The sequence below is a fragment of the Citrobacter sp. Cb004 genome, assembly GCF_030337065.1.
In the GTDB taxonomy this organism is placed as follows: Bacteria; Pseudomonadota; Gammaproteobacteria; order Enterobacterales; family Enterobacteriaceae; genus Citrobacter; species Citrobacter braakii.
The window spans coordinates 37,802-64,368 of the sequence record NZ_JAOWCH010000054.1 but is presented as its reverse complement, the minus strand read 5'-3'; the positions used below and the strand labels follow the sequence as shown (position 1 = coordinate 64,368).

Here is a 26,567-nt window from a genome sequence, read left to right as displayed (position 1 = left end):
TCCAGGACTGAAATGAATTAAACTCATTGCAGGCATAGTCTTAAGGAATAATCATGGATATCAGAACGCTGCGCTATTTTGTTGAGGTGGTTCGTCAGCAGAGCTTTACCCGCGCAGCGGAGAAGCTTTTTGTCACCCAGCCCACCATCAGCAAGATGTTGAAGAACCTTGAAGACGAGCTTAACTGCACGCTGTTAATCCGCGACGGTCGGCGACTGCTGTTAACCGACACCGGACAGGTTGTTTTCGAACGCGGCCTGGCGATCCTCGCCGAGTTTCGCCAGCTCGAAGCAGAACTCAGCGACATTAATCACCTCAACAAGGGAGTGCTGCGCCTCGGCATCCCGCCCATGGTCGGTATGTTGATGGCCGGGCCTATCAGCCTGTTTCGCCAGCGCTATCCCGGCGTGGAGCTGAAGGTATCTGAATTTGGAGGCTTAACCGTCCAGCAGGCGGTGATGAATGGCGATCTGGATGTCGCGATGACCGCGCTGCCGGTTGAAGAAGAGAGCGGCCTGGCGACCTTACCGCTTTTTAGCCATCCGCTCTGCGTGCTGGTCCCCCGTTCCGGTCAGTGGACAACGTGTGAATCCATTTCCCCCGAGGCGTTAGCGGAGCATCCCCTGCTTATCTATAACGAAGATTTCGCGTTGAGCCGTCAGTTGCTTGAGCTGTTTAACCAGCACAACGTCAAACCCCGCATCGCGGTACGCAGTGGGCAGTGGGATTTTCTGGCGGCAATGGTGCAAGCCGGAGTCGGGATCGCCATTTTACCGGAGCCGATTTGCCAGCGGTTGGATAAGCAGACGCTGCGCTGGATCCCTTTGGAGAGTGATTTACGCTGGCAGTTGGGCATGATTTGGCGCGAAGGTGTGTATCTGTCGCACAGCGCCCAGGCGTGGCTCAAATGCTGTGAAGGGTTCTGGCTAACGCAAGAGTCGTAACATGCCGGATGCGGCTTAACGCTTATCAGACCTACAATTGGATTCCGTAGGCCTGATAAGCGTAGCGCCATCAGGCACAACCGTTTATTCGTTCTCGATCAACAGCGCTTCCAGCAAATCCAGATCGTGCAGCAGTTTTTGCAACGTTTCATTGCTAATTTCCCGTGTGGCGCGCAGGTGATAAAGCTCCGCGCGCTCGGAGCGCAGGGCCGCCAGACGGAAACGCCGCTCGAGGTTTTCTTCCTGCATCGAGCTTTCTACGTCGTTGCGTCCGTCGGCGCGTCGACGCAGGTTACCGATGACGCGTGAACTCACCTCGGTGAGCAACTGATTGTCGATGTTCTCTTCGGTGTCTGCGGCCAGACGCTCCTCCATTTTCTGGATGGCGACAATCGCCACTTCCGCCGTGGCAGCGCGGGCAATTCGTTCCTCTTTCTGCTGCTGCGAGTGGTCTGCCACTTCCAGGTGTTGCAGCAGAAGCGGCAGCATCACCACGCCAACAAACAGCGAGAACAGAATCACGCCCGCGGCAAGGAAGATCAGCTCATATCGCGCCGGGAAGCCGCTACCATCCGGTAACAGCAACGGAATAGAGAGCACACCGGCGAGAGTAATGGCCCCACGCACGCCCGCAAAGGAGGCGATCATGATTTCACGCGTCGTCCAGGAACCAAACTCCATCGGCTTTTTCTTCAGGAAGCGCAGGCTAAACTTCTTCATCGTCCACAGCCAGCCAAAACGTACCAGCATCAGCGCCACGTAAATCAGCACGATATCGGTAAACAGCATCCAGATTTCAACATTCGGATCGGCTTCTGCCGCCGCCAAAGAAGACTCCAGAATCCCCGGCAACTGCAGTCCTAACAGCAAGAAAACCATGCCGTTAAACACAAACTCCAGCATCGCCCAGGTGCTGTTAGCACGTAAACGCATCGCCAGCGGCGCCCGGCGCATTACCCCGGAACGGGTGATGGTCATCCCGGCTGCGACCGCCGCGAGGATGCCGGAAACACCGATGTGTTCCGCAATCAGGTAAGACGCAAACGGCAGCAGGAACAGCAGAACGATTTGCGTTGCCGGTTCATCACCACCCCAGCGGCTGAGAAAACGCAGGGAGCGCCCGTACAGCCAACTGACGACAAAACCGGCCAGGATACCGCCAATCGCTACCTTGAAGAATTCAAGCGTTGCGCCACCAACCGTAAACACCATCGTGCCCATCGCCACGGCGACGGCAAATTTCAGTGACACCAGGCCGGAGGCGTCGTTCATCAACGCTTCGCCCTGCAGGATACCCATGATTTTCTTCGGTATGCGTCCCTCGCCCACTATGCCGGAAAGCGCAACGGCATCGGTTGGCGACAGGACAGCGGCCAGCGCAAAGGCTGGGATGAGAGGGATCCCCGGCACCAGCCAGTAAATCATAAAGCCAATCCCGACCACCGTGACCAGAACCAGCGCCAGCGCAAGGCCGAAGATCTCTCGCCCGTGCTCCAGAAACTCACGGGTTGGCGTCTTCCAGCCATCGGCGAAGAGCAGCGGCGGGATGAACAGAACCAGAAAAAGCTCAGGATCGAATTCCACATGCAAACCAAACGTCGGCCACGCCAGCAAGGCGCCGATGGCGATCTGCATAAGGGGTAAAGGGAGTTGGAATGGCAATACGCGAGTAAAAACCCCCGACAGCGAGACCACAAGGGTCATGATGAGTATGGTGAAAAAGATTTCCATGCGTTCCCTGTTTGCGATGTTTCTTATGATCAGTGATGAGAGGCGTCGTGCCTCAATTCTATCTACTTGAGAGTAACGCAAAAGACAACGAGAGTGTTGTGAAAATAAAAACGGGCGGCCAAAGCCACCCGTTTTCAGAATCTTCATCAAATGAGGATTAGATAGCCCAACCACCAGCGTAGAAGGCCACCAGCGCGATGGCGATGACCACTGTGCCGATGTTCAGTTTGCGCCATTCGCCAGAGACGATACGGCCAATCACCAGGGTAGCAAAGCCAATCATAATGCCGGTCACGATGTTACAGGTCAGCACGATAAATACGGCCGTTACCAGCCCCGCCATAGCGTCGACAAAGTCAGCAAAGTCGATTTTCGCTACGTTGCTCAACATCAGCAGGCCCACATACATCAGCGCAGGTGCCGTTGCATATACTGGTACAAGATAAGAGAGCGGAGAGAGGAACAGGATCAGCAGGAACAGTACGCCAACGGTGATCGCCGTCAGGCCAGTTTTGCCGCCTGCCGCCGTACCCGCTGCGGATTCAATATAAACCGCCGCCGGTGCAGCGCCCACCAGGCCAGAGAACACGCTGCTCAGGGAGTCGGTGGTCAGCGCTTTGCCGCCGTCAATAATCTGTCCGTCTTTATCCAGCAGATTCGCCTGTCCGGCTACCGCACGGATGGTTCCGGTCGCATCGAAGACAGCGGTCATGACCAGCGCCAGCACGCTCGGCAGTACGATTGGGTTTAGTGCGCCCATAATATCCAGGCTACCGATCAGCGAGTTGCCGTTTTCGTCGCTCAGAGACGGCATGGCAAAAATACCGGAGAAATGTACGGCCGGGTCGAAAATCAGACCCACTACGGAAATACCGATAATAGTCAGCAGGATGCCGCCCGGTACTTTCAGTTTTTCGAGGCCAATAATCACCGCCAGACCTACCAGCGACATAATCACCGGGAAGGTATCGAAATCGCCCAGCGCAACCGGCAGGCCGTCCAGCGGGTTTTTAATAACCAGACCCACGCCGTTTGCCGCAATCAGCAGCAGGAACAGGCCGATACCAATCCCCGTACCGTGCGCAACACCCTGCGGTAGATTGCGCAGGATCCAGCTACGAATACCGGTCGCGGAAATGATGGTAAACAGGACACCCATCAGGAACACCGCACCCAGCGCAACAGGCACGCTGATATGTTGTCCCAGTACCAGGCTGAATGCGGTAAACGCCGTCAAAGAAATGGCGCAGCCAATCGCCAGCGGCAGGTTTGCCCACAGGCCCATCACAATAGAACCGACGCCCGCGACCAGACAGGTTGCCACAAATACAGCGGCAGGCGGGAATCCGGCTTTACCCAGCATCCCCGGAACCACGATAACGGAGTAGACCATGGCCAGGAACGTCGTTAATCCGGCAACGACTTCCTGACGAACGGTACTGCCGCGGAGCGAAATTTTAAACCAGGCGTCGAGTGAACCGCCGGTACGCGCTGAAGGCGTAGACATAGAAAACATCCCCTGAGAGTTTATTTTTTCGTCATTATGCGTGCTGGACAATCCACTGCCTGCTAAACGTTTTCTCCATGTGCCAGGTTTGCGTCAATAGGGGTGTCGCAAAAAAGCAAACGTTTAGCTCCGCGCATAAAAAACGGGTGGTAAAAAAAAGCAAACGATTATCCAGCGATCATACGCTGGTTTTCAACTGAACTTTGCCGCTTTTTACTCATTTCTTCTTATAACGCGCAATAAATAATCAGTCGATGCGCAAACGTTATCGTCAATGCGCAGTCTGGCAACAAAATTTGCGGAGTTATTACAACATCGGTGTGCCTTTTTCACGCAAACTTGCGCAAGAAAACCGGTGAAGATGCGGAAAATTTTTTGGCTAAAAAATCACCATTTCACTGGTAAATGGAGAGAGGTGGCTTACAATTACATTATCAACACAGACCGGAACCTCACCTAATGTGCTCGACTGAGGGGTGTTGATGTCGGGGGAAACCCTCCCGTGAACCAGCGGGATAGAGTGAAAGACAAAGACCGGAACCAAACTAAAGCGCCCTCTGTGGCGCTTTAGTTTTATATCCGTCAATCCATCAGATATTTCACATCAATCATCTTCCAGCAGACGCGCCCCGGTTCCCTTCTCGCCAAGCTGATCGCCTGGGTTACGCAACGGGCAATCGCTGCGCGACAAACAACCGCAACCAATACACCCATCCAGTTCATCGCGTAGCGCCACTAAAGTATGAATGCGTCGATCCAGCTCTTCACGCCATTGCGAAGAGAGCTGCTTCCACTCTTTAGCACTGAGCGAATGTCCTTCAGGTAATACGCCGAGCGCATCACCGATCGTTGCCAACGGGATCCCGATGCGTTGAGCAATCTTGATAATCGCCACATAACGCAACACATCACGTCTGTATCGGCGCTGATTGCCGCTGTTGCGCATACTGCTGATTAACCCTTTGCTTTCATAGAAATGCAGGGTTGATACCGCCACGCCGCTACGCTTTGCAACTTCACCTGGCGTGAGCAGCGCTTTTATTCGGGGTAATTTCTTTTCCATAAATCGCTTTACCTCAAGTTAACTTGAGGAATTATACTCGCCCACAGACAAAACGACGAATCGAATACTGAAAAAGAGGCAGCCCTATGTCCCATCAGCAGATTATTCAGACCCTTATTGAATGGATTGACGACCATATCGATCAGCCGCTGAACATTGAGGCGGTGGCGAAAAAATCAGGTTACTCGAAGTGGTATTTACAGAGAATGTTCCGCACGGTGATGCGCCAGACGTTGGGTGACTATATCCGCCAGCGTCGACTCCTGCTGGCTGCTGTTGAACTGCGGACGACCGAGCGACCTATTTTCGATATCGCGATGGATCTTGGTTACGTATCACAACAAACCTTCTCACGCGTGTTTCGCCGCGAGTTTGATCGTACCCCCAGCGATTACCGCCACCGCCTGTAAGATTATTGCCCGCTCTGCGTCAGTATGGCGGGCGACCGTTGTATCCAGTGCATGAACTCCTGTGGCGGCAACGCCTTCGCAAAATACCAGCCCTGACAATACTGTACGCCACGTTCGCGCAGCCACTCGATTTGCTCAACCGTCTCTACCCCTTCCGCAATCATCTTCAGGTGTAAGCTTTGCGCCATTTCGATGATATGTTCGGCAATCAGGTGACTGGTGCTGTTGGTGGACAACGTACTAATAAATGATTTGTCGATCTTCAGGATATCGATATTCAACGCGGATAAATTGTGTAGATTGGAATATCCCGTCCCAAAATCATCAAACGCCACTTCATAACCCGCCTGACGAAACGCCTGGATTACCGCGGTCATTTTATCTACATCAATAAATCCGCGTTCCGTCACCTCGACTTTAATTTGCTGAGCCGCCACAGAGTACTCACGGTTTTTGTCGGTAATCAGGGCAATAAGTCGGGATGAATGAAAGTCAGAAGCAGAGAGGTTTATCGAGATATAAAGCTGAGGATGCGCCGAAAGAAAATATCCTAAATCGTTGAACACCTCTTCAATCACGTAATCCGTGATCCGCTCAATCATTCCCTCTTTTTCAGCCAGTGGAATAAACTCGGTTGGGCTCATTACTTCACCATCACAGCCCGGCCAGCGCAGCAGAGCCTCAGCCCCTACGCACTGACCGTTTTCGATATCAATGATCGGCTGGTAGTGCAGACACAGTTGACGTTTTTTGATTGCTCGTTTTAACAAGCGGCGGGGAGATAAGTATTCCTGACGCGTGCGCCACCACATTAACAGCATCAGGATGCTGCAGATAATCCCGAAAGGAATCGTTAACGCAGCCTCATGATAGAAAATCGAATGTATGCGTTTATCCGAGGTCGACACAATAATCGCAATCGGGCGTTTTTCTGAATGCACTTTGGTGTAGAAGCGATCGTCCAACTGGAAGGTTGAGGCTTCACCGCGCACCAACGGCAATAACTGCGCAATAGGCGCCCCTTCGCTGGCAGAGAAAAAAGTACCCGTTACCGTGTCATACACGCCCCAGGACAGGTCCGGGTCATCTGACATAACTTCGCTGTAAGATAATGGGTTGATGACGGCAACGTAGTTTCCACGTTGCATATACGTCATTCTGTAGCCAGCGAAAAAGGGGGTATCGCGATAGTAATAGATGGAGATGTCCGGCGTACGTTTATAGTCGGCGGTCGGCATAATATAGGCGACTGGCGGCGCCATCGACGTAGAGCACAAAAAATGATCGCCCTGCGCATAAATTAGCTCGCTGATATATAAACGACCACGAATAATATCTAGCATATTTTTCTGATGTGCCGGGGTACACATCTTACCTTGATACAACAGGGCCATATCTCGCGCTAAATCGGCTTGTTGGATCACCAATTCAGTTTTATTTAACACCAGTTGCGCAAAAGAGCGAAGTTGATTACGGGTTTCGGACATTGCCCGGATTTGAGCAAACCATAACGCCAGCACCACGGGGAGCAATACCACCATGAATGTTCCGAGGAACTTCAGTATCTTGCGTCGCGCACTGTGATTCATGTCAGCCCTGTTTCCCTGTTTCGTATATGCCAGAACCCATTAAGGCAAGATGCTATAAACACCGACTGATTAAGTTGCATGAATCTATCAGTATTAGCAACAGACTTCTCTATGTAAAAGTCTGATAATAGTTGATGATGATATTATTTTTCCGTAAGGCAAACTTAAAGTTATGCTTATTTCATAACGTTATTATCCCCAAGGAGTAATTTTTTATAAGCACTATCCTGGCTTTATTTAAGAAATTCATTAGATTTTTTTAACGATTAATTTAGGATAAATAAAACAGGTAACGCAAATGCATCTTTAGAGTTGATTATTTAGTATCATTGCTTCCTTGAATATAACCACATATTTAACATGGTTATCATCCTGCAAAAAATACGCCCAACACTGGTGAACAAACGAGCATGTGTGATATAGTTCACAAAAATCATGTAACAGAAACGATGTTTCATTCATGTTATTGCCCGTCGATAGCCAGAGTACTACACCCTCGGTGAACACCCCCGCGCTGTCCTGGGCATCCAGACTTTCTGAGGACGTTTTTCATGGCAACGATAACAACTGGCGTGGTTCTTCTGCGGTGGCAATTACTCAGTGCAGTGCTGATGTTTTTAGCCAGTACGCTCAATATCCGTTTTCGTAAATCAGATTATATTGGCCTGGCCGTCATTAGCAGCGGTTTAGGGCTGGTTTTTGCCTGCTGGTTTGCGACCGGATTACTCGGCATAACCCTGGTGGATATGTCCGCAATCTGGAAGAACATTGAAACCGTAATGGTTGAAGTGATGAGCCATACACCGCCAGACTGGCCGATGGTGTTGAACTGATAACAGAATTGCATATGGCTACCCCAGTTCTGAGGTAGCCATAATTTTCAGCGAAAAGCAGAAGGATTAGAACGGAATATCGTCGTCGAAATCCATCGGCGGCTCATTAGACGGCGCTGCCGGAGCCGACTGCTGCTGCGGGCGAGACTGCGCGCCGCCGCTGAACTGATTGCCACCTTGCGGCTGCTGAGGCTGACCCCAACCACCCTGCTGCTGGCCGCCACCTGCCGGAGCACCACCACCCTGACGACCGCCCAGCATTTGCATGGTGCCGCCAACGTTAACCACAACTTCAGTGGTGTACTTTTCTACGCCGGATTGATCGGTCCATTTGCGGGTACGCAGCTGACCTTCGATATAGACCTGGGAACCTTTACGCAGATATTCGCTGGCAACTTCCGCCAGTTTGCCGAACAGCACCACACGGTGCCATTCAGTCTGCTCTTTCATTTCGCCGGTCGCTTTATCACGCCAGGATTCGGAAGTAGCCAGCGTAATGTTGGCAACTGCGCCACCATTCGGCATATAGCGTACTTCCGGGTCCTGGCCCAGATTACCGACGAGAATCACCTTGTTTACGCCTCTGCTGGCCATGATCGTGTCTCCTGAAAAACGTTACTGAATAAGTGTAAGCGCGGGATTGTAGCATTTCCAATAGCGCTTTTACTACGTTGCGAGATCGATTCCAGTAAACAACCCCAGACAGACATTGTTGCACAGGCATCTGCGTTTTGCATTCCAACACTGTATATCCATTCAGGTTAGGTTGTGTCATAATTAACCGTTTGTGATCGCCGGTAGCACCATGCAGCCAGGCAAAAAAGCGTTTAATCCGGGAAAGATGAATGGATAAGATCGAAGTTCGGGGCGCCCGCACCCATAATCTCAAAAACATCAACCTCGTCATCCCGCGCGACAAGCTGATTGTCGTCACCGGGCTTTCGGGCTCAGGCAAATCTTCGCTCGCTTTCGACACCTTGTATGCCGAAGGGCAGCGTCGTTACGTTGAATCCCTTTCCGCGTACGCGCGTCAGTTTCTGTCGCTGATGGAAAAGCCGGATGTCGACCACATTGAGGGGCTGTCTCCCGCCATCTCAATTGAACAAAAATCGACATCCCACAACCCGCGATCCACGGTAGGTACGATTACCGAAATTCACGACTATCTGCGCCTGTTGTTTGCCCGCGTTGGCGAACCGCGCTGCCCGGATCACGACGTTCCCCTGGCGGCCCAGACCGTTAGCCAGATGGTGGACAACGTTCTGTCGCAGCCGGAAGGCAAACGTCTGATGCTGCTGGCGCCGGTGATTAAAGAGCGTAAAGGCGAGCATACTAAAACGCTGGAAAACCTGGCAGGCCAGGGCTATATCCGCGCCCGTATCGACGGTGAAGTGTGCGACCTTTCCGATCCGCCCAAGCTTGAACTGCAAAAGAAACACACTATTGAAGTGGTGATTGACCGCTTTAAAGTACGCGACGATCTCACCCAGCGACTGGCTGAATCCTTTGAAACCGCGCTGGAACTGTCCGGTGGTACGGCGGTGGTCGCCGATATGGACGATCCGAAAGCGGAAGAGTTGCTGTTCTCCGCCAACTTCGCCTGCCCGATCTGCGGCTACAGCATGCGCGAGCTGGAACCACGTCTGTTCTCGTTCAATAACCCAGCGGGCGCATGCCCGACCTGTGACGGTCTCGGCGTGCAGCAGTATTTCGATCCTGACCGTGTGATCCAAAATCCGGAACTGTCGCTGGCCGGTGGTGCTATCCGCGGCTGGGATCGCCGTAACTTCTATTACTTCCAGATGCTTAAGTCACTGGCGGAACACTATAAATTCGACGTCGAAGCCCCATGGGCCAGCCTGAACCCTGCCGTGCATAAAGTGGTGCTGTACGGTTCCGGTAAAGAGAATATCGAATTTAAATACATGAACGATCGCGGCGATACGTCCGTACGCCGCCATCCGTTCGAAGGCGTATTGCACAATATGGAGCGCCGTTATAAAGAGACGGAATCCAGCGCGGTACGTGAAGAATTAGCCAAGTTCATTAGCAACCGACCGTGCGCCAGCTGTGAGGGGACGCGTTTACGCCGGGAAGCCCGCCACGTATTTGTCGAAAATACGCCGCTGCCCGCGATTTCCGACATGAGCATCGGCCACGCCATGGATTTCTTCAACAACCTGAAGCTTGCGGGTCAGCGAGCGAAGATTGCAGAGAAAATTCTCAAAGAGATTGGCGATCGTCTGAAGTTCCTGGTTAACGTCGGCCTCAACTATCTGACGCTGTCGCGTTCAGCAGAAACGCTCTCCGGCGGCGAAGCCCAGCGTATTCGTCTGGCAAGCCAGATCGGCGCAGGTCTGGTCGGCGTAATGTATGTGCTGGATGAACCGTCTATCGGTCTGCATCAGCGCGATAACGAGCGTCTGTTGGGTACGCTTATCCACCTGCGTAATCTGGGCAATACCGTCATTGTGGTTGAGCACGATGAAGACGCGATTCGCGCCGCTGACCACGTTATCGACATCGGCCCCGGCGCGGGCGTTCACGGCGGCCAGGTGGTTGCCGAAGGTACGCTAAAAGATATCATGGCCGTGCCTGAGTCGCTGACCGGCCAGTACATGAGCGGTAAGCGCAAGATTGAAGTGCCGAAACAGCGCGTGGCGGCAGACCCGGAAAAAGTGTTGAAGCTGACCGGCGCGCGCGGTAACAACCTGAAAGATGTCACCCTGACGCTGCCGGTTGGTTTATTTACCTGCATTACCGGTGTTTCCGGTTCGGGTAAATCGACGCTAATTAACGACACGCTGTTCCCGATTGCGCAGACGGCGCTGAACGGCGCCACACTGGCTGAACCCGCGCCATATCGTGATGTTCAGGGTCTGGAACATTTCGACAAAGTGATCGACATTGACCAAAGCCCGATTGGCCGTACGCCGCGCTCTAACCCGGCAACCTACACCGGCGTGTTTACGCCAGTGCGCGAATTGTTTGCCGGTGTGCCGGAGTCGCGTGCGCGCGGTTATACTCCGGGTCGTTTCAGCTTTAACGTCCGCGGCGGACGCTGTGAAGCTTGTCAGGGCGACGGCGTGATCAAAGTCGAAATGCACTTCTTACCGGATATCTACGTGCCGTGCGATCAGTGTAAAGGCAAGCGCTATAACCGCGAAACTCTGGAGATTAAGTACAAGGGCAAGACTATCCACGAAGTGCTGGATATGACGATTGAAGAAGCGCGTGAGTTCTTCGATGCCGTTCCGGCGCTGGCGCGTAAGCTGCAAACGCTGATGGACGTGGGTCTGACGTACATTCGACTGGGTCAGTCCGCCACCACGCTCTCGGGCGGTGAAGCGCAGCGCGTGAAGCTGGCGCGTGAACTGTCCAAACGCGGTACCGGTCAAACGCTGTATATTCTCGACGAACCGACCACCGGTCTGCATTTTGCGGATATTCAGCAACTGCTGGACGTGCTGCATCAACTCCGGGATCAGGGCAACACCATCGTAGTGATTGAGCACAATCTGGACGTGATAAAAACCGCTGACTGGATTGTCGATCTCGGTCCGGAAGGCGGCAGCGGCGGCGGGGAAATTCTGGTTTCAGGCACACCAGAAACAGTCGCTGAGTGTGAAGCCTCACACACGGCCCGTTTCCTCAAACCACTGTTGTAATCATGCCGATGGCGCTACGCTTATCAGGCCTACAAAATATGCATAATTGCTTGTAGGCCTGATAAGGCGCTGGCGCCTCATTGCGGAAAACAGATCAGGACTGCGCCAGTATCCGGCGTTTATCTTCCGGCAGCGTGTTTACGGCCTGCTGATAAGAGGCGTCTACCAGGTAGTAGATTTGCGAATCCGGCAGCGAGCCGTCCAGATACACCGTACTCCAGTGCGCCTTATTGAGATGCCGGCTTGGCCGTACATCGCTATGCTGCTGACGTAACAACTCTGCCAGTTCCGGGCTGGTTTTCAGTGACACCGCCGGGCGTTCTTCCACCTCTTTTACCATGGCAAAAAGCACATCTTCGACTTTGATTTGTGTGGCCTTCCAGTCACTGTGTACGCTCTGCTCGGCGCCCATTTTTGCCATGCAGTATTGCAGCAACTCCGAATTCGTCATCTTAATTCCCCTTACCAGCATATTGCCTAATGAGAACATCTTTTATTCAGTGTGCAGCAAGTCCGCAAAAGGTAAAAGCAGGTAACGCAAATTTGTTTAAAAAAACAACAACCGCAAGCAATGTCCTCAATATTCCGAGTTGACGATCACCTCTTCACCAAACGCGCCGGCCTGTGGCAACGGTTTATAAGTGGAGTTAGAAGCGCGTAAAATACGAATGCCACGAATACCCACGTCTCGGGCGGCGGTAATGTCATTATCAGAGTCGCCGTAGAACATACGGATATTTTTATCCTGCAGCCACTGCGTTTTCGTATTCTGGCCCGGCTTATCACCGGCAAAAATGACCGGGTTCATATTGCCGGCCGGGATGTGAAAGTTATCGGACAACGTTTTCGACACCGTTTCGGTCTTCGTCTGGCTACGCCCGGTTACGAAAAAGATGCTGTCGCCGCGACGCACGTGCATATCAATCAACTGACGCGCCACTTCTTTCGGAATGCTGAATTCGTCCCAGCCATTGTTCATTTTTTCCCAGAAGGCCGGATTTTTCAGGTAATCCTCACTGTCCGGAGAATACGTTTTTTTACCGCGCCAGAAGCCTGGGCTGGAAAAGAGGACGGTGTCATCGATATCAAACCCGACGGCCATCGGCGGGCGTCCGGTCAGGCTGTTTTCAATTTGTGCCACGGAGACCCAGTGAATGGGTGCCTGCTCAGCGAGTTTTGCAACGTTGGTGCCTGGATTAAGCTGAGAGGGAGAAGAAACTAACGCCTGGGCCGGCTGATTTAGCGTGAACAATAAACAAACGGCACTCAGTGCCAACGTAAACTTGCGCATATTTTTCCCTAAGTAGTCAGTTAGTTATCATTTTTTTATTAACAACTGGTCAAAAAACTATCTGACCTTACCCCTTAGGGGGAGGGAAAGGAAGGATTTTCTCTGGTTTTGTCCTGGAAAAAGAGCATGATCACATTGGAAAACAGACCAATAGCACGGTGAAAGAAAGTAGGCCGGATAAGGTGATTACACCGCTATCCGGCAATACAATGCCTGATGGCGCGACGCTTATCAGGCCTAAAAACCCGGTTACATGACAGCGGCAAATGCCTTCGCCACCCGCTGCACGTTACCGTGATTCAACCCGGCCACGCACATACGACCGCTGGCTATCAGGTACACACCGAACTCATCGCGCAGGCGATCGACCTGAGCAGCGCTGAGCCCGGTATAGCTGAACATCCCGCGCTGTTGCAGCAGGTAATCAAAGTTACGACCAGGGATCTCCGCATTCAATACGTTAACCAGCGCCTGGCGCATCGCCAGAATACGGGTACGCATCTCTTCGACTTCCGCCAGCCAGTTGGCTTTCAGCGCGTCATCACCCAACACCGCGGCCACGACCTGCGCACCAAAGTTTGGCGGGCTGGAATAGTTACGACGCACCGTCGCTTTTAGCTGCCCCAGAACGCGGCTGGCGGCATCAGCGTCTTCACAGACCACTGAAAGTCCGCCGACACGTTCGCCGTACAAAGAGAAAATCTTCGAGAATGAGTTGCTGACCAGTGCAGGCAATCCGGCGCTGGCAATGGCGCGGATCGCATAGGCATCGTCTTCCATTCCGCCGCCGAAACCCTGGTAAGCAATATCCAGGAACGGGATCAGATCGCGAGCTTTCAGGATCTCAATGACACCATCCCATTGCGCGGGGGTTAAATCCGCACCCGTCGGGTTATGGCAGCACGGATGCAGCAGTACGATGCTGCGCGCCGGTAAGGTGTTCAGCGTGGCCGACAGGTCGTTGAAACGCACGCCATTGGTGGTGTCGTCATACCAGGGGTAAGTACTTACTTCGAACCCAGCACCTTCAAAAATCGCGATGTGGTTTTCCCAGGTCGGATCGCTGACCCACACGCCAGAATCAGGGAAATAGCGTTTCAGGAAGTCTGCACCAACCTTTAGCGCACCGGAGCCGCCCAGCGTCTGAATCGTTGCGACGCGCTGCTGCTGGAGAACCGGATGATCTGCGCCAAACAACAGCGGCGCAATAGTATGGCGATAAGTGTTCAGGCCTTCCATCGGCAGATACAGCGAAGCGCCATGCGGTTTGGCATTCAGTCGGGCTTCCGCTTCTGCCACCGCTTTAAGCTGAGGAATAATGCCGTCTTCGTTGTAGTACAGACCGATGCTGAGGTTCACTTTGTCGCTACGTGCATCGTCTTTGAAACGCTCCATGAGCGATAAAATCGGGTCGCCGGCGTAGGCGTCAACTTTTTGAAACACGTGTGGTTCTCCAGGTTTACAGGCAGGGGTTAAGAACACAATAAACCGGAAGCGGGAGAAGATCGAGAGGATGTTGAGAGGAATATTGCCGGATGGCGGCGTAACCGCCTTATCCGGCACATCATGAACTTAATCGATATACTTCATTGCCACCCTTGAGGTCAGGCGCGTGATAAGTTCGTAAGCACTTACTTTCGTCATTTCAGCAATGCGTTCAACGGGCAGGCCCTCACCCCACAGGATAACCGAATCGCCGGCTTTGTCCTGCGCCTCGGGACCTAAATCGACGCAAATCATATCCATCGCGACGCGACCGACGATCGGCACTTCACGGCCATTGACCAGTACCGGTGTCCCAGACGGCGCTGCGCGCGGATAACCATCGCCATAGCCCATCGCCACCACGCCCAGACGCGTGTCGCGCTCGCTCAGCCAGGTTCCACCATAGCCAACCGGCTCGCCCGCTTTGTGTTCACGCACCGCAATCAGGCTGGAAGTGAGCGACATCACCGGCTGGCAGCCAAAATCGGCACCGATAGAGTGGTTTTCCAACGGCGATACGCCATACAGAATCAGCCCCGGACGCGCCCAGTCGAAGTGAGACTGCGGCCACAGCAGAATACCACCCGACGCGGCGATCGAACGCTGACCCGGTTTACCTGCGCAAAAGCTATTGAAGATATCGAGCTGCTTTTCGGTCGCACCGCACTCAGGCTCGTCCGCGCGCGCAAAGTGGCTGACGATATTGACCGGCTGGCGCACGTTTTCACATTGCGTCAAGCGCTGATAAAACGCCTGGGCCTGCTCAGGACGCACGCCCAGGCGGTGCATTCCCGTGTCGAGCTTCATCCAGACGGTGACCGGTTCAGCCAGTACTGCGGCTTCCAGAGCTTCAAGCTGCTCCTGGTTATGGACGGCAGTATGCAGACGCTGCGCGGAGATAGTCGGCAGATCGGAAGCATCAAAAAATCCTTCCAGCAGCAGGATGGGCTGCGTGATCCCTCCCGCTCGCAACCGCAGGGCTTCTTCAAGACGAGCGACACCAAAAGCGTCCGCATCGGGGAGCGTTCGCGCGGTCTCTAACAGACCATGGCCGTAAGCGTTCGCTTTCACGACCGCAACCAGTTTACTGGCTGGAGCCAGTTCACGCAGACGTTGCAGGTTGTGTCGCAGAGCGCGGCGGTTAATGACTACAGTTGCCGCTTGCATTTGTATTCCTTGATAAGTATTTGCTTGAGTAACCTGATTCAGTGTTGTTATTCGTCGTCGTACTGCGGGCCAGCATAGTTATCGAAGCGCGACCACTGACCGTTAAACGTCAGGCGCACCGTACCGATCGGGCCGTTACGCTGTTTACCGATAATGATCTCGGCGATGCCTTTCAAGTCGCTGTTTTCGTGATAAACCTCATCACGATAGATAAACATGATTAAGTCGGCATCCTGCTCGATGGAGCCGGACTCACGCAGATCCGAGTTGACCGGACGCTTATCGGCGCGTTGTTCCAGAGAGCGGTTAAGCTGCGACAGCGCCACCACCGGCACATGCAGTTCTTTCGCTAACGCTTTCAGCGAGCGGGAAATTTCAGCAATTTCCAGCGTACGGTTGTCGGAGAGCGACGGCACGCGCATCAGCTGCAGGTAGTCGATCATGATAAGTCCGATACCACCGTGTTCGCGGGCGATACGACGGGCACGTGAGCGCACTTCCGTTGGCGTCAGGCCGGAGGAGTCATCAATATAGATGTTTCGTTTCTCCAGCAAAATACCCATTGTTCCGGAAATTCGCGCCCAGTCTTCATCATCCAGTTGACCGGTACGGATTTTGGTTTGGTCTACACGTGAGAGTGAGGCCAGGGAACGCATCATGATCTGTTCTGAGGGCATTTCAAGACTAAAGATAAGAACCGGCTTATCTTGCAGCATCGCCGCATTTTCGACGAGGTTCATTGCAAATGTCGTTTTACCCATCGACGGACGCGCGGCGACGATAATTAAGTCTGACGGCTGCAAACCAGCAGTCTTTTTATTGAGGTCGTCATAACCGGTGTTGACCCCGGTGACACCATCGTGTGGCTGCTGGAACAGCTGTTCGATACGCGCGACGGTAGCGTCGAGCACATCGGTAATATTTTTCGGACCTTCGTCTTTATTGGCGCGACTTTCAGCAATTTTAAAGACGCGGGATTCCGCGAGATCCAGCAGATCTTCACTGGAACGGCCTTGCGGATCAAATCCGGCTTCCGCGATCTCGTTCGCCACCGAAATCATGTCACGAACAACGGCACGTTCGCGGACAATATCCGCATAGGCACTAATGTTCGCTGCACTTGGCGTATTTTTAGATAACTCAGCCAGGTAAGCAAAACCGCCGACGCTGTCCAGTTGCCCCTGAACTTCCAGCGATTCTGCAAGCGTGATCAGATCGATGGGTTTTCCCATCTCCTGCAGGCGATGCATTTCGGTGAAGATGTGCCGGTGCGGTCGGGTATAAAAATCTTCCGCCACCACACGCTCAGCCACATCGTCCCAGCGCTCGTTATCCAGCATTAAACCGCCCAACACCGACTGTTCCGCTTCAATCGAGTGCGGCGGTACTTTCAGCCCGGCGACCTGGGGATCGCGCTCACGAGCATCAGTCTGTTGTTTGTTGAAGGGTTTATTTCCTGCCATAGTGAATGGAGTTACCGAGATAATGATTGGGTCGAAAGATTACCACATTTCTTTTGGAGGAAGCATGGCAACACGTATTGAATTTCACAAGCATGGTGGCCCTGATGTACTCAAGGCTGTGGAGTTTACGCCTGTAGACCCGGCGGAAAATGAAATCCAGGTCGAGAACAAAGCGATTGGGATCAACTATATCGACACCTATATCCGCAGTGGTCTTTATCCACCGCCTTCTCTGCCCAGCGGTCTGGGTACCGAAGCCGCAGGCGTGGTCAGTAAAGTCGGTAGCAAAGTGACGCACATTAAAGCCGGCGATCGCGTGGTTTACGCTCAGTCTCCCCTGGGCGCCTACAGCTCAGTGCATAACGTCCCGGCTGATAAAACCGCTATTTTGCCCAACGCTATCTCGTTTGAACAAGCTGCAGCCTCATTTCTTAAAGGGCTCACCGTTTTTTATCTGTTGCGTAAGACCTATGAAATTCAGCCCGATGAACCATTTTTATTCCATGCGGCAGCAGGCGGCGTCGGTATGATTGCCTGCCAGTGGGCAAAAGCATTGGGTGCGAAGCTGATTGGCACTGTCGGTAATGCGCAAAAAGCGCAAATTGCGCTGCAGGCCGGCGCATGGCAGGTCATTAACTATCGTGAAGAGAGCATTGTAGAACGTGTAAAAGAGATCACTGGCGGTAAAAAAGTGCGGGTGGTGTATGACTCGGTGGGGAAAGATACCTGGGAAGCCTCACTGGATTGCCTGCAGCGCCGGGGGCTCATGGTCAGCTTTGGTAATGCTTCCGGACCGGTGACTGGCGTTAACTTAGGCATTCTGAATCAGAAAGGTTCGCTGTACGTGACTCGCCCTTCACTCCAGGGTTACATCACCAACCACCATGAATTAACCGAAGCCAGCAATGAGCTTTTCTCGCTGATTGCCAGCGGAGTGATCAAAGTGGATGTCGCACCGGGGCAGACGTTCGCACTGCACGACGCGCAGCGTGCTCATGAAGTGCTGGAAAGCCGGGCCACACAGGGGTCGAGTTTGCTGATCCCGTAACGCCCTCATTTCCGCTAAATAATTCAAGCCGCCAACAAACCTGCGGTTTGAATTATGAAGGGGGAAGAAAGAATTAGGGCTTCCCGTAGGAAGCCCTTTCTTTTTTTAGTTCGGCTGTATGTAGGGTACAGCTCGATGAATTCGTTAACCTGGCAATAGTGACAGATTTGATAATCAATTCCTATTTGCTTCTAAAGGCAATGTTGCAGGTTGTGACACACCGCTCAATACCTTAGTAAAATCGGCGGTTATTGCGCTGATACTGTGGGACTTTTGGCGCTTTTATCGCCTTGATAACCCACACCACGGCAACGGCCAATAACAGCCAGGGCAACAGTTTAATCATCAACGCAAATAGTCCGCCCAAAAACATCACCACAGTGGCTACCACCAATGCGGCCAGCACTCCCAGCAAAGATACGCCGGTGACCATCAGCATGATAAAAAATCCAATCACAAAAAGTAGTTCCAGCATGGCTCTCTCCCGAAATGAAATACTCTCCACAGCTTTACAAGAAACATGCCAAAATTAATATATTGATTTATAAAGCAAACGCCCCGCGACGAAGCGCAGGGCGTGGTGAAATTCACTAACTTTTGGCGAAAACTTAACGTTTGTCTGCCACCAGCTTCAGCGCATGTTCCAGAACCTCAATATCTGCCCCGGCTTTATGCGCATTTTCGCTCAGATAGCGACGCCACTGCCGTGCCCCTGGAATCCCCTGAAACAGTCCCAGCATATGGCGCGTGACATGCCCCAAATAGGTTCCTTTACTCAGTTCACGCTCAATATACGGATACATCGCACGCACTACGGCGACCGGATCGGCATCTTCGCTGGTGACAGCAAAAATCTCGCGGTCAACGGACGCCAGAATGCCTGGGTTTTGATAAGCTTCGCGCCCCACCATCACGCCATCCATATGTTGCAGATGGATTTTCGCTTCTTCCAGCGATTTTATGCCACCGTTGATCGACATCGTCAGATGCGGAAAATCGCGCTTTAGCTGATAAACACGGTCATAATCCAGCGGTGGGATTTCGCGGTTTTCTTTCGGGCTTAGCCCGGACAGCCAGGCCTTGCGGGCGTGGATGATAAACATCTCACATTCACCGTTACCGGAGACCGTGTTGATGAAATCGCACAGGAATTCGTAGCTGTCCTGGTCATCAATACCGATACGGGTTTTCACCGTTACCGGAATTGATACCACATCGCGCATCGCTTTGACGCAATCAGCGACCAGTTGCGCATTTCCCATCAGACAGGCACCAAACATTCCATTCTGTACACGATCGGAAGGGCAACCCACGTTGAGGTTAATTTCGTCATAGCCCCGTTGTTCAGCAAGCTTTGCGCACTGCGCCAGCGCAGCCGGATCGCTCCCGCCCAGTTGCAAAGCGACCGGATGTTCTTCTTCGCTATACGCCAGATAATCGCCTTTACCATGAATGATCGCGCCGGTGGTTACCATCTCCGTGTAGAGCAGCGTCTGGCTGGACAGTAAGCGCAAAAAGTAGCGGCAATGTCTGTCCGTCCAGTCGAGCATCGGCGCGATAGAAAAACGATGAGCGGGAAAAGCGGTAGACTGAGATTCAGGCAGCATGGCGAATATTCAAGCATCCGGTTAAAAAAGGGGCGCTACTATAGCATAGACCGTTACGATAGTGAGCCACATCCGCGAGGTTCCCCCTCCCTGCTCCCCGACAAGCGCTATTTACGCCCCGGTTTTCCGTCGTGAGATCCAAAAAACTGCGGCGGATGGTCGACCCAACGGTCCTCACGCGTGGCGGCATAAACCGGATTAAGCGGATAATAAATACGATTGTATTTTTTGTTCGCCTCACCCACGACCAGCAGACGTACCTCTTCACTGGTGTTATTGATAAAGGTGTGACACACGCCGGTGCCCGCCGGGAAACCGACGCTGTCGCCCGGCTCCAGCTTCCATAAATAACCGTTAATCCAGGCTTCAGGATATCCCTCCAGCACATAGATAAACTCTTCCTCATCACTTTCAGCGTGCGGATACGAGGTGCGTCGGCCCGGCGGCAGGCGCTCATGATGAATGCCGATTCGCCCTAACCCCAGCTTGCGGGCAAGCGGCGCACCTATGGAAAACAGCTCATCGCTGTCGGGATAGGTGGAGTCATCAGCCCCCTCAACTTCACGCCAGTGACGAATACAATCGGGTCTTTTCATGATTATTTTCCAGTATTGCGATGGGTCAGGTATAGCACACCGCGGTGGATCTCGGTGTTTTAAACAGAACATGTTAAAGTAAGGGATTAACCTTGCACGCAAATCGAGGCGCCAAATGGACAAAACCACCACGCAGGAGTTATTGGCTCAAGCTGAAAAACTCTGTGCGCAACGCAACGTACGGCTTACGCCACAACGCCTCGAAGTGCTGCGCCTGATGAGCCTGCAGGAAGGCGCAATCAGCGCTTACGACCTACTTGACCTGTTGCGGGAAACCGAGCCGCAGGCCAAGCCGCCGACCGTGTATCGTGCGCTCGATTTTCTGCTGGAACAAGGGTTTGTGCACAAGGTGGAATCCACCAACAGCTATGTGCTTTGCCATCTATTCGATCAGCCAACTCACAGTTCCGCAATGTTCATTTGCGACCGCTGTGGTGTGGTAAAAGAAGAGTGCGCAGAAGGCGTGGAAGACATCATGCATACGCTGGCAGCAAAAATGGGTTTTGCCCTGCGACATAACGTTATTGAAGCCCATGGACTGTGCCCGGCCTGTGTGGAGGTTGAGTCATGTCGTCACCCTGGCGAATGCCAGCATGACCATACGATTCAGGTGAAGAAGAAAGTTGGGCGTTAAGCGGGTGGGAGAGCGTACATCCTTGTACTCTCAGGAGGGAAGGGTTAATTACCAGCGGTAATCATTACGTTTTTCCCAATCGGTCACTTCTTTCTCCGCCTGATCTTTCGCGTAACCGTAACGCTCCTGGACTTTACCGACCAGTTGGTCACGTTTACCTTCAATGACCGTCATATCATCATCGGTCAGTTTGCCCCATTGCTCTTTCACTTTACCTTTAAACTGCTTCCAGTTACCGCCGACTTCGTCTTTATTCATCATCAAGTCCTCATCGTTAGGTTGTGAATAGCGAGAGTGCCATGTCCAGACACATGCTGTTTTTGCTGGACGTGAGAATAAGTGTAGTCAGGGATTCTGGGTTTTATTTATTATTCGGAATTTTTAACCATCCGCTCAGGCAAACCAGGTTCCATTACGCCAGTGACGCCGCCAGATAAAGGCCAGGGAAAGCCCACGCAGCGCGAGAAAAACGGTTAACGCCAGCCACAAACCATGATTTCCCAGCAACGGTAAAGCCAGTAGCGTTAATGCGAACCCTGCTGCGGCAACGGCCATACTGTTGCGCATTTCTGCAGCCCGTGTCGCTCCAATAAACATACCGTCGAGCAGATAACACCACACTCCCACCAGCGGCAAAACCACCTGCCAGAAAAGATAGCGATCGGCCAACAGTTGGATTTGCGGCAGCGAGGTCAGCAGCGCAACAATCTGCTCGCCAAACAGGGCGTAAACCAGCGAAAACAGAATAGCCACAATACCGGACTGTCGACAGGCCGCCCGCCAGACATCAAGCAACTGGCTGCCATCCCTCGCCCCATAGGCCTGACCCGAATGCGCTTCCACAGCATAGGCAAATCCATCCAGCGCGTAGGCGGTAAACGTCAGCAGAGTCATCAGAACGGCGTTAACCGCGATGATGTCGCCTCCCAAACGCGCGCCCAGAACCGTAATGGCCCCAAAGCAGAGCTGTAGCAGCAGCGAACGCAGCATGATGTCGCGGTTGAGCGCCAGTAAACGACGGAAGTTGCCACGCCACGCCAGCTTCAACATTGCCAGCGAAATTCCACGCATATGCAGGACTTTGCGTACCATCATCAGGCCAATCAGCAGCGTGGCATATTCCGCAATCACCGTCGCCAACGCCGCCCCCTGCACGTTCATATGCAGGCCCATTACAAGCCATAAATCGAGCACAATGTTGAGAATATTGCCGACAATCAACAGGATAACTGGCGCGCGCGCATACTGAACGCCAAGCAACCAGCCGAGCAGCACCAGATTCGCCAGCGACGCAGGTGCGCTTAACCAGCGGATTTCCAGGAAACGTCGGGCCTGCTCCAGTACCGCCTCACTTCCGCCGACAATATGCAGAGCCAGATCGATAATCGGCGTCCGAAACAGTGCGATAAGCAGCCCCGCCCCCAGCGCCAGCAATAGCGGCTGCACCAACGCGCGCGCCAGCGCCTGCGGATTTTTCGCGCCAAATGCCTGTGCGGTAAGGCCGGTGGTACTCATGCGCAAAAAAAGTAGCAGCATAAAGAGAAAGCTGGTCGCCGTGGCGCCAACAGCAACGCCGCCAAGATAGACCGGACTGTCCAGATGACCAATCACCGCGGTGTCCACCAGTCCCAACAGGGGAACGGTGATATTGGAGAAGATCATCGGTAAGGCGAGGTGCCAGAGTGCTTTATCAGAAGAGGTAAAGAAAGGCATACAGGAGAGCCTGAGAAGAAGTTAGATATACTGAAAAAAGATGCTGTGTAGGCCCGGTAAGCGTAGCGCCACCGGGCAAGTTGCCGGATAGCGACGTACACGTCTTACCCGGGCTACAGGGAATCAACAGAAAATTACAGCCATTCACCATTACGAATGACGCCTACCGCCAACCCTTCAATAGTGAAGTTTTGCTCGCGCAGGTCGACAACAATAGGTTTAAATTCGCTGTTTTCTGGCAGGAGTTCAACCTTATTGCCCTGCTTTTTCAGGCGCTTAACGGTGACTTCGTCGTCGATACGGGCAACAACAACCTGACCGTTACGCACATCCTGAGTTTTATGCACAGCCAGTAAATCACCGTCCATAATACCGATGTCTTTCATCGACATACCGCTAACGCGCAGCAGAAAATCGGCGTTCGGTTTGAACAGTGAAGGATCGACCTGATAGTGGCCTTCGATGTGCTGCTGCGCCAGCAGTGGCTCGCCTGCCGCCACACGTCCGACAAGCGGTAACCCTTCTTCTTCTTCCTGCAGCAGTCGAATACCGCGCGATGCGCCGGATACAATTTCAAGGACGCCTTTACGCGCAAGCGCTTTCAGGTGTTCTTCAGCGGCGTTTGGGGAACGGAACCCCAAACGCTGCGCGATCTCCGCACGCGTCGGTGGCATACCTGTCTGGCTGATGTGATCCCTAATGAGATCAAACACCTCTTGCTGCCTGGCCGTTAACGCTTTCATTCCGCCCCCTGGGTGTATATACAGTTATGCTGTGAGTATATACAGCTAAAGGTGATTTTGGAACCGCAAACTGCACAAAAAACAGGAGATTTATGCAGTTGTGGAATCTTTATCGCAAATGCGACCACAACAGGATGCCCCAGGTGATCAGAGCGACAAAAATAGACAGCAATACCGCTGCCGAGCCCATATCTTTCGCCCGACCGGAAAGTTCGTGATACTCAGAGCCAATACGGTCAACCACCGCCTCAATCGCACTGTTGAGGATTTCAACGATCATCACCAGCATCACGGAACCAATCAACAGCACGCGGGTAATGGCGTCAACGTCCAGCCAGCAGGCGATGGCTACGCCCAACAGTACGGCAACGCTTTCCTGGCGGAATGCCGCCTCATTGATCCATGCGGCGCGAAAACCTTTCCAGGAATAGCCTGCAGCTTTGATAATTCGGGTGAATCCAGTGGTATTATTGGCCATCAAAAAGAACCTTTTTACATTATTAGCGTCAATGTCATTGTAACGTTACCCCGTTTGTTTCAGGGTGTGGCAAAGCAGCGCGAAGTATGACCGGATACACCAGAAATTCACTAAACTTTCTGATATCCTTGCAGCGCATTTGCATTATTAACCAGAGGCTTTACATCGTTTATGTCCGGCTGGCCACGAATTTACTACAAATTACTGAATTTACCATTAAGCGTCCTGGTAAAAAGCAAGTCTATTCCGGCAGAACCTGCCCCGGAATTGGGGCTCGATACTTCGCGTCCCATTATGTACGTCCTACCGTACAATTCAAAAGCAGACTTGCTGACGCTGCGTGCCCAATGTCTGGTGCACGATCTCCCGGATCCCCTGGAACCGCTGGAGATAGACGGAACTCTGCTGCCGCGCTACGTGTTTATTCACGGCGGCCCGCGCGTGTTCACCTATTACACGCCGAAAGAAGAGTCCATTAAGCTGTTCCATAACTATCTCGACTTGCATCGCAGCAATCCAGACCTGGATGTGCAAATGGTGCCGGTTTCGGTGATGTTTGGCCGCGCGCCTGGGCGTGAAAAAGGCGAGGTCAATCCGCCGCTGCGCATGCTGAACGGCGTACAGAAATTCTTTGCTGTGTCCTGGCTGGGTCGCGACAGTTTTGTCCGCTTCTCCCCATCGGTCTCCCTGCGTCGCATGGCGGACGAACACGGTACGGATAAAATCATCGCTCAGAAGCTGGCTCGCGTGGCGCGCATGCACTTTGCTCGTCAGCGTCTGGCCGCAGTCGGCCCGCGCCTCCCTGCCCGCCAGGACCTGTTCAATAAGCTGCTGGCCTCAAAAGCTATCGCTCGCGCGGTAGAAGATGAAGCGCGCAGTAAAAAAATCTCCCACGAAAAAGCGCAGCAAAATGCCATTGCGCTGATGGAAGAGATTGCCGCCAACTTCTCCTACGAGATGATTCGTCTGACAGACCGTATTCTGGGCTTTACCTGGAACCGTCTGTATCAGGGGATTAACGTTCACAATGCGGAGCGTGTACGTCAGTTGGCGCACGATGGGCACGAAATCGTCTATGTTCCGTGCCACCGCAGCCATATGGACTATATGCTGCTGTCGTACGTTCTGTACCACCAGGGGCTGGTTCCGCCGCACATCGCTGCCGGTATCAACCTGAACTTCTGGCCAGCAGGTCCGATTTTCCGTCGTCTGGGCGCGTTCTTTATTCGTCGTACCTTCAAGGGCAACAAGCTCTATTCCACCGTTTTCCGCGAATACCTGGGCGAGCTGTTCAGCCGCGGCTACTCGGTTGAATACTTTGTCGAAGGAGGCCGTTCACGTACCGGGCGTCTGCTCGACCCGAAAACCGGCACGCTGTCGATGACCATTCAGGCGATGCTGCGCGGCGGTACGCGTCCGATTACCCTCGTACCCATCTACATCGGCTACGAGCACGTAATGGAAGTAGGCACGTACGCGAAAGAGCTGCGTGGCGCGACGAAAGAGAAAGAGAGTTTGCCGCAAATGCTGCGTGGCTTGAGCAAGCTGCGTAATCTGGGTCAGGGTTATGTCAACTTTGGCGAACCGATGCCATTGATGACTTACCTCAACCAGCATGTACCGGAGTGGCGTGAATCGATCGATCCTATCGAGTCCATCCGTCCGGCCTGGCTGACGCCGACGGTGAATAGCATTGCCGCCGATCTGATGGTACGCATTAACAACGCAGGCGCGGCCAATGCCATGAACCTGTGCTGTACCGCGCTGTTGGCCTCCCGCCAGCGCTCTCTGACCCGTGAGCAACTGACTGAACAGCTCGACTGCTATCTGAGTCTGCTGCGCAACGTGCCGTACGCGGCGGATGCTACGGTTCCTGCGCAGAGCGCCAGTGAATTGATCGACCACGCCTTACAGATGAATAAGTTTGAGGTCGAGAAAGACACCATCGGTGACATCATCATTCTGCCGCGCGAGCAGGCGGTATTGATGACGTATTACCGCAACAACATTGCGCATATGCTGGTTCTGCCTTCGTTAATGGCAGCCATTGTGACTCAGCATCGTCGTATTTCACGCGCCGCGCTACAGCAGCATATTGATGCGCTGTACCCGATGCTGAAAGCAGAGCTGTTCTTACGTTGGGAGCGTGATGAACTCGCCGGAGTGATTGACGAACTGGCCAGCGAAATGCAGCGCCAGGGACTGATCACCCTGAACGATGACGAACTGCATATCAATCCGGCCCGCTCCCGTACGCTACAGCTGTTGGCGGCGGGTGCTCGCGAGACGTTGCAACGCTACGCCATTACCTTCTGGCTGCTGAGCGCGAACCCGTCTATCAACCGTGGCACGCTGGAGAAAGAGAGCCGTACCGTGGCGCAACGCCTCTCCGTACTGCACGGCATTAACGCGCCGGAATTCTTCGATAAAGCAGTGTTCAGCTCTCTGGTGCTGACGCTGCGTGACGAGGGATTCATCAGCGATACCGGAGATGCCGAACCGGAAGAGACGATGAAGATCTATCAGATGTTGGCCGAACTGGTCACGTCAGATGTGCGTCTGACCATCGAGAGCGCCACACAAGGCGAGTAAGCATA

24 protein-coding genes are annotated in these 26,567 nt (G+C 53.2%); 7 read left to right on the top strand and 17 right to left on the bottom strand.

Annotation, left to right across the window (positions count from 1 at the left end; genetic code table 11):
- The first annotated feature begins 53 nt into the window (after nucleotides 1-53).
- Nucleotides 54-944, top strand: a complete 891-nt coding sequence (locus OGV65_RS10540) for a LysR family transcriptional regulator (RefSeq protein WP_016155366.1) — start codon at nucleotides 54-56, stop codon at nucleotides 942-944.
- A gap of 84 nt (nucleotides 945-1,028) precedes the next feature.
- Here the strand turns inward: OGV65_RS10540 and OGV65_RS10535 are convergent, their stop codons facing one another.
- The 3 genes from OGV65_RS10535 to soxR form a co-directional block, all read right to left on the bottom strand.
- A complete protein-coding gene (locus OGV65_RS10535; protein WP_016155450.1) occupies nucleotides 1,029-2,675 on the bottom strand; it encodes a Na+/H+ antiporter in 1,647 nt (548 codons plus the stop codon).
- A gap of 157 nt (nucleotides 2,676-2,832) precedes the next feature.
- Nucleotides 2,833-4,182 carry a guanine/hypoxanthine transporter GhxP gene (ghxP, locus tag OGV65_RS10530; protein WP_016155449.1) on the bottom strand — a complete coding sequence of 450 codons (1,350 nt, stop codon included), beginning with the start codon at nucleotides 4,180-4,182 and terminating at the stop codon, nucleotides 2,833-2,835.
- Between the two features lie 604 nt (nucleotides 4,183-4,786).
- Complete coding sequence (soxR, locus tag OGV65_RS10525; protein ID WP_016155363.1) at nucleotides 4,787-5,245, bottom strand: redox-sensitive transcriptional activator SoxR; 459 nt, start codon at nucleotides 5,243-5,245, stop codon at nucleotides 4,787-4,789.
- A gap of 86 nt (nucleotides 5,246-5,331) precedes the next feature.
- On the opposite strand from soxR, the gene soxS reads away from it, so the two are divergent.
- Nucleotides 5,332-5,655, top strand: a complete 324-nt coding sequence (gene soxS, locus OGV65_RS10520; RefSeq protein ID WP_016155362.1) for a superoxide response transcriptional regulator SoxS — start codon at nucleotides 5,332-5,334, stop codon at nucleotides 5,653-5,655.
- Nucleotides 5,656-5,657: 2 nt separating this feature from the next.
- On the opposite strand, the gene pdeC is transcribed toward soxS, so the two are convergent.
- A complete protein-coding gene (gene pdeC, locus OGV65_RS10515) occupies nucleotides 5,658-7,244 on the bottom strand; it encodes a cyclic di-3',5'-guanosine monophosphate phosphodiesterase PdeC (protein ID WP_047499546.1) in 1,587 nt (528 codons plus the stop codon).
- A gap of 551 nt (nucleotides 7,245-7,795) precedes the next feature.
- Between pdeC and OGV65_RS10510 the strand changes: the two genes are divergently transcribed.
- Nucleotides 7,796-8,077 carry a YjcB family protein gene (locus tag OGV65_RS10510; protein WP_016155360.1) on the top strand — a complete coding sequence of 94 codons (282 nt, stop codon included), beginning with the start codon at nucleotides 7,796-7,798 and terminating at the stop codon, nucleotides 8,075-8,077.
- 66 nt (nucleotides 8,078-8,143) lie between these two features.
- Here OGV65_RS10510 and ssb1 read toward each other — a convergent pair whose 3' ends face one another.
- Nucleotides 8,144-8,671: a single-stranded DNA-binding protein SSB1 gene (gene ssb1 / locus OGV65_RS10505; protein WP_016155359.1), complete on the bottom strand. Its 528-nt coding sequence runs from the start codon at nucleotides 8,669-8,671 to the stop codon at nucleotides 8,144-8,146.
- A 251-nt stretch (nucleotides 8,672-8,922) separates the two neighbouring features.
- Between ssb1 and uvrA the strand changes: the two genes are divergently transcribed.
- Nucleotides 8,923-11,745 (top strand): excinuclease ABC subunit UvrA, encoded by a 2,823-nt coding sequence (uvrA, locus tag OGV65_RS10500; RefSeq protein WP_016155358.1) that lies wholly within the window; start codon nucleotides 8,923-8,925, stop codon nucleotides 11,743-11,745.
- A 94-nt stretch (nucleotides 11,746-11,839) separates the two neighbouring features.
- Here uvrA and OGV65_RS10495 read toward each other — a convergent pair whose 3' ends face one another.
- From OGV65_RS10495 to dnaB, 5 genes are all read right to left on the bottom strand, one after another.
- Complete coding sequence (locus OGV65_RS10495) at nucleotides 11,840-12,196, bottom strand: MmcQ/YjbR family DNA-binding protein (RefSeq protein WP_016155357.1); 357 nt, start codon at nucleotides 12,194-12,196, stop codon at nucleotides 11,840-11,842.
- A 126-nt stretch (nucleotides 12,197-12,322) separates the two neighbouring features.
- Nucleotides 12,323-13,036 (bottom strand): acid phosphatase AphA, encoded by a 714-nt coding sequence (gene aphA / locus OGV65_RS10490; RefSeq protein WP_003826615.1) that lies wholly within the window; start codon nucleotides 13,034-13,036, stop codon nucleotides 12,323-12,325.
- Between the two features lie 249 nt (nucleotides 13,037-13,285).
- On the bottom strand, nucleotides 13,286-14,479 hold the full coding sequence (tyrB, locus tag OGV65_RS10485; RefSeq protein ID WP_286454920.1) for an aromatic amino acid transaminase: 1,194 nt from the start codon (nucleotides 14,477-14,479) through the stop codon (nucleotides 13,286-13,288).
- 129 nt (nucleotides 14,480-14,608) lie between these two features.
- On the bottom strand, nucleotides 14,609-15,688 hold the full coding sequence (gene alr, locus OGV65_RS10480; protein WP_047357731.1) for an alanine racemase: 1,080 nt from the start codon (nucleotides 15,686-15,688) through the stop codon (nucleotides 14,609-14,611).
- Between the two features lie 47 nt (nucleotides 15,689-15,735).
- A complete protein-coding gene (dnaB, locus tag OGV65_RS10475) occupies nucleotides 15,736-17,151 on the bottom strand; it encodes a replicative DNA helicase (RefSeq protein ID WP_003826610.1) in 1,416 nt (471 codons plus the stop codon).
- Nucleotides 17,152-17,215: 64 nt separating this feature from the next.
- Between dnaB and OGV65_RS10470 the strand changes: the two genes are divergently transcribed.
- Nucleotides 17,216-18,199 (top strand): quinone oxidoreductase, encoded by a 984-nt coding sequence (locus tag OGV65_RS10470; protein WP_016155445.1) that lies wholly within the window; start codon nucleotides 17,216-17,218, stop codon nucleotides 18,197-18,199.
- Between the two features lie 232 nt (nucleotides 18,200-18,431).
- On the opposite strand, the gene pspG is transcribed toward OGV65_RS10470, so the two are convergent.
- The 3 genes from pspG to OGV65_RS10455 form a co-directional block, all read right to left on the bottom strand.
- On the bottom strand, nucleotides 18,432-18,674 hold the full coding sequence (gene pspG / locus OGV65_RS10465; protein WP_016155352.1) for an envelope stress response protein PspG: 243 nt from the start codon (nucleotides 18,672-18,674) through the stop codon (nucleotides 18,432-18,434).
- A gap of 133 nt (nucleotides 18,675-18,807) precedes the next feature.
- Nucleotides 18,808-19,806: a tRNA dihydrouridine(20/20a) synthase DusA gene (gene dusA / locus OGV65_RS10460; protein WP_016155444.1), complete on the bottom strand. Its 999-nt coding sequence runs from the start codon at nucleotides 19,804-19,806 to the stop codon at nucleotides 18,808-18,810.
- Between the two features lie 107 nt (nucleotides 19,807-19,913).
- Nucleotides 19,914-20,402, bottom strand: a complete 489-nt coding sequence (locus tag OGV65_RS10455; RefSeq protein WP_103767230.1) for a cupin domain-containing protein — start codon at nucleotides 20,400-20,402, stop codon at nucleotides 19,914-19,916.
- 115 nt (nucleotides 20,403-20,517) lie between these two features.
- On the opposite strand from OGV65_RS10455, the gene zur reads away from it, so the two are divergent.
- Nucleotides 20,518-21,036: a zinc uptake transcriptional repressor Zur gene (gene zur, locus OGV65_RS10450; RefSeq protein WP_003031709.1), complete on the top strand. Its 519-nt coding sequence runs from the start codon at nucleotides 20,518-20,520 to the stop codon at nucleotides 21,034-21,036.
- Between the two features lie 48 nt (nucleotides 21,037-21,084).
- Here the strand turns inward: zur and OGV65_RS10445 are convergent, their stop codons facing one another.
- The 4 genes from OGV65_RS10445 to OGV65_RS10430 all read right to left on the bottom strand — a co-directional run bounded on the left by OGV65_RS10445 (nucleotide 21,085) and on the right by OGV65_RS10430 (nucleotide 23,970).
- Entirely contained in the window at nucleotides 21,085-21,294 is a 210-nt protein-coding gene (locus tag OGV65_RS10445; protein WP_019077869.1) for a CsbD family protein, read from the bottom strand.
- A gap of 135 nt (nucleotides 21,295-21,429) precedes the next feature.
- Nucleotides 21,430-22,749: an MATE family efflux transporter DinF gene (gene dinF, locus OGV65_RS10440; protein ID WP_049041229.1), complete on the bottom strand. Its 1,320-nt coding sequence runs from the start codon at nucleotides 22,747-22,749 to the stop codon at nucleotides 21,430-21,432.
- Nucleotides 22,750-22,883: 134 nt separating this feature from the next.
- On the bottom strand, nucleotides 22,884-23,492 hold the full coding sequence (gene lexA / locus OGV65_RS10435) for a transcriptional repressor LexA (RefSeq protein ID WP_003826596.1): 609 nt from the start codon (nucleotides 23,490-23,492) through the stop codon (nucleotides 22,884-22,886).
- Between the two features lie 109 nt (nucleotides 23,493-23,601).
- Nucleotides 23,602-23,970 (bottom strand): diacylglycerol kinase, encoded by a 369-nt coding sequence (locus OGV65_RS10430; RefSeq protein WP_003826594.1) that lies wholly within the window; start codon nucleotides 23,968-23,970, stop codon nucleotides 23,602-23,604.
- Between the two features lie 171 nt (nucleotides 23,971-24,141).
- Between OGV65_RS10430 and plsB the strand changes: the two genes are divergently transcribed.
- Nucleotides 24,142-26,562, top strand: coding sequence for a glycerol-3-phosphate 1-O-acyltransferase PlsB (gene plsB, locus OGV65_RS10425; protein ID WP_101700864.1), 2,421 nt, complete (start codon nucleotides 24,142-24,144; stop codon nucleotides 26,560-26,562).
- Nucleotides 26,563-26,567: the final 5 nt, after the last annotated feature.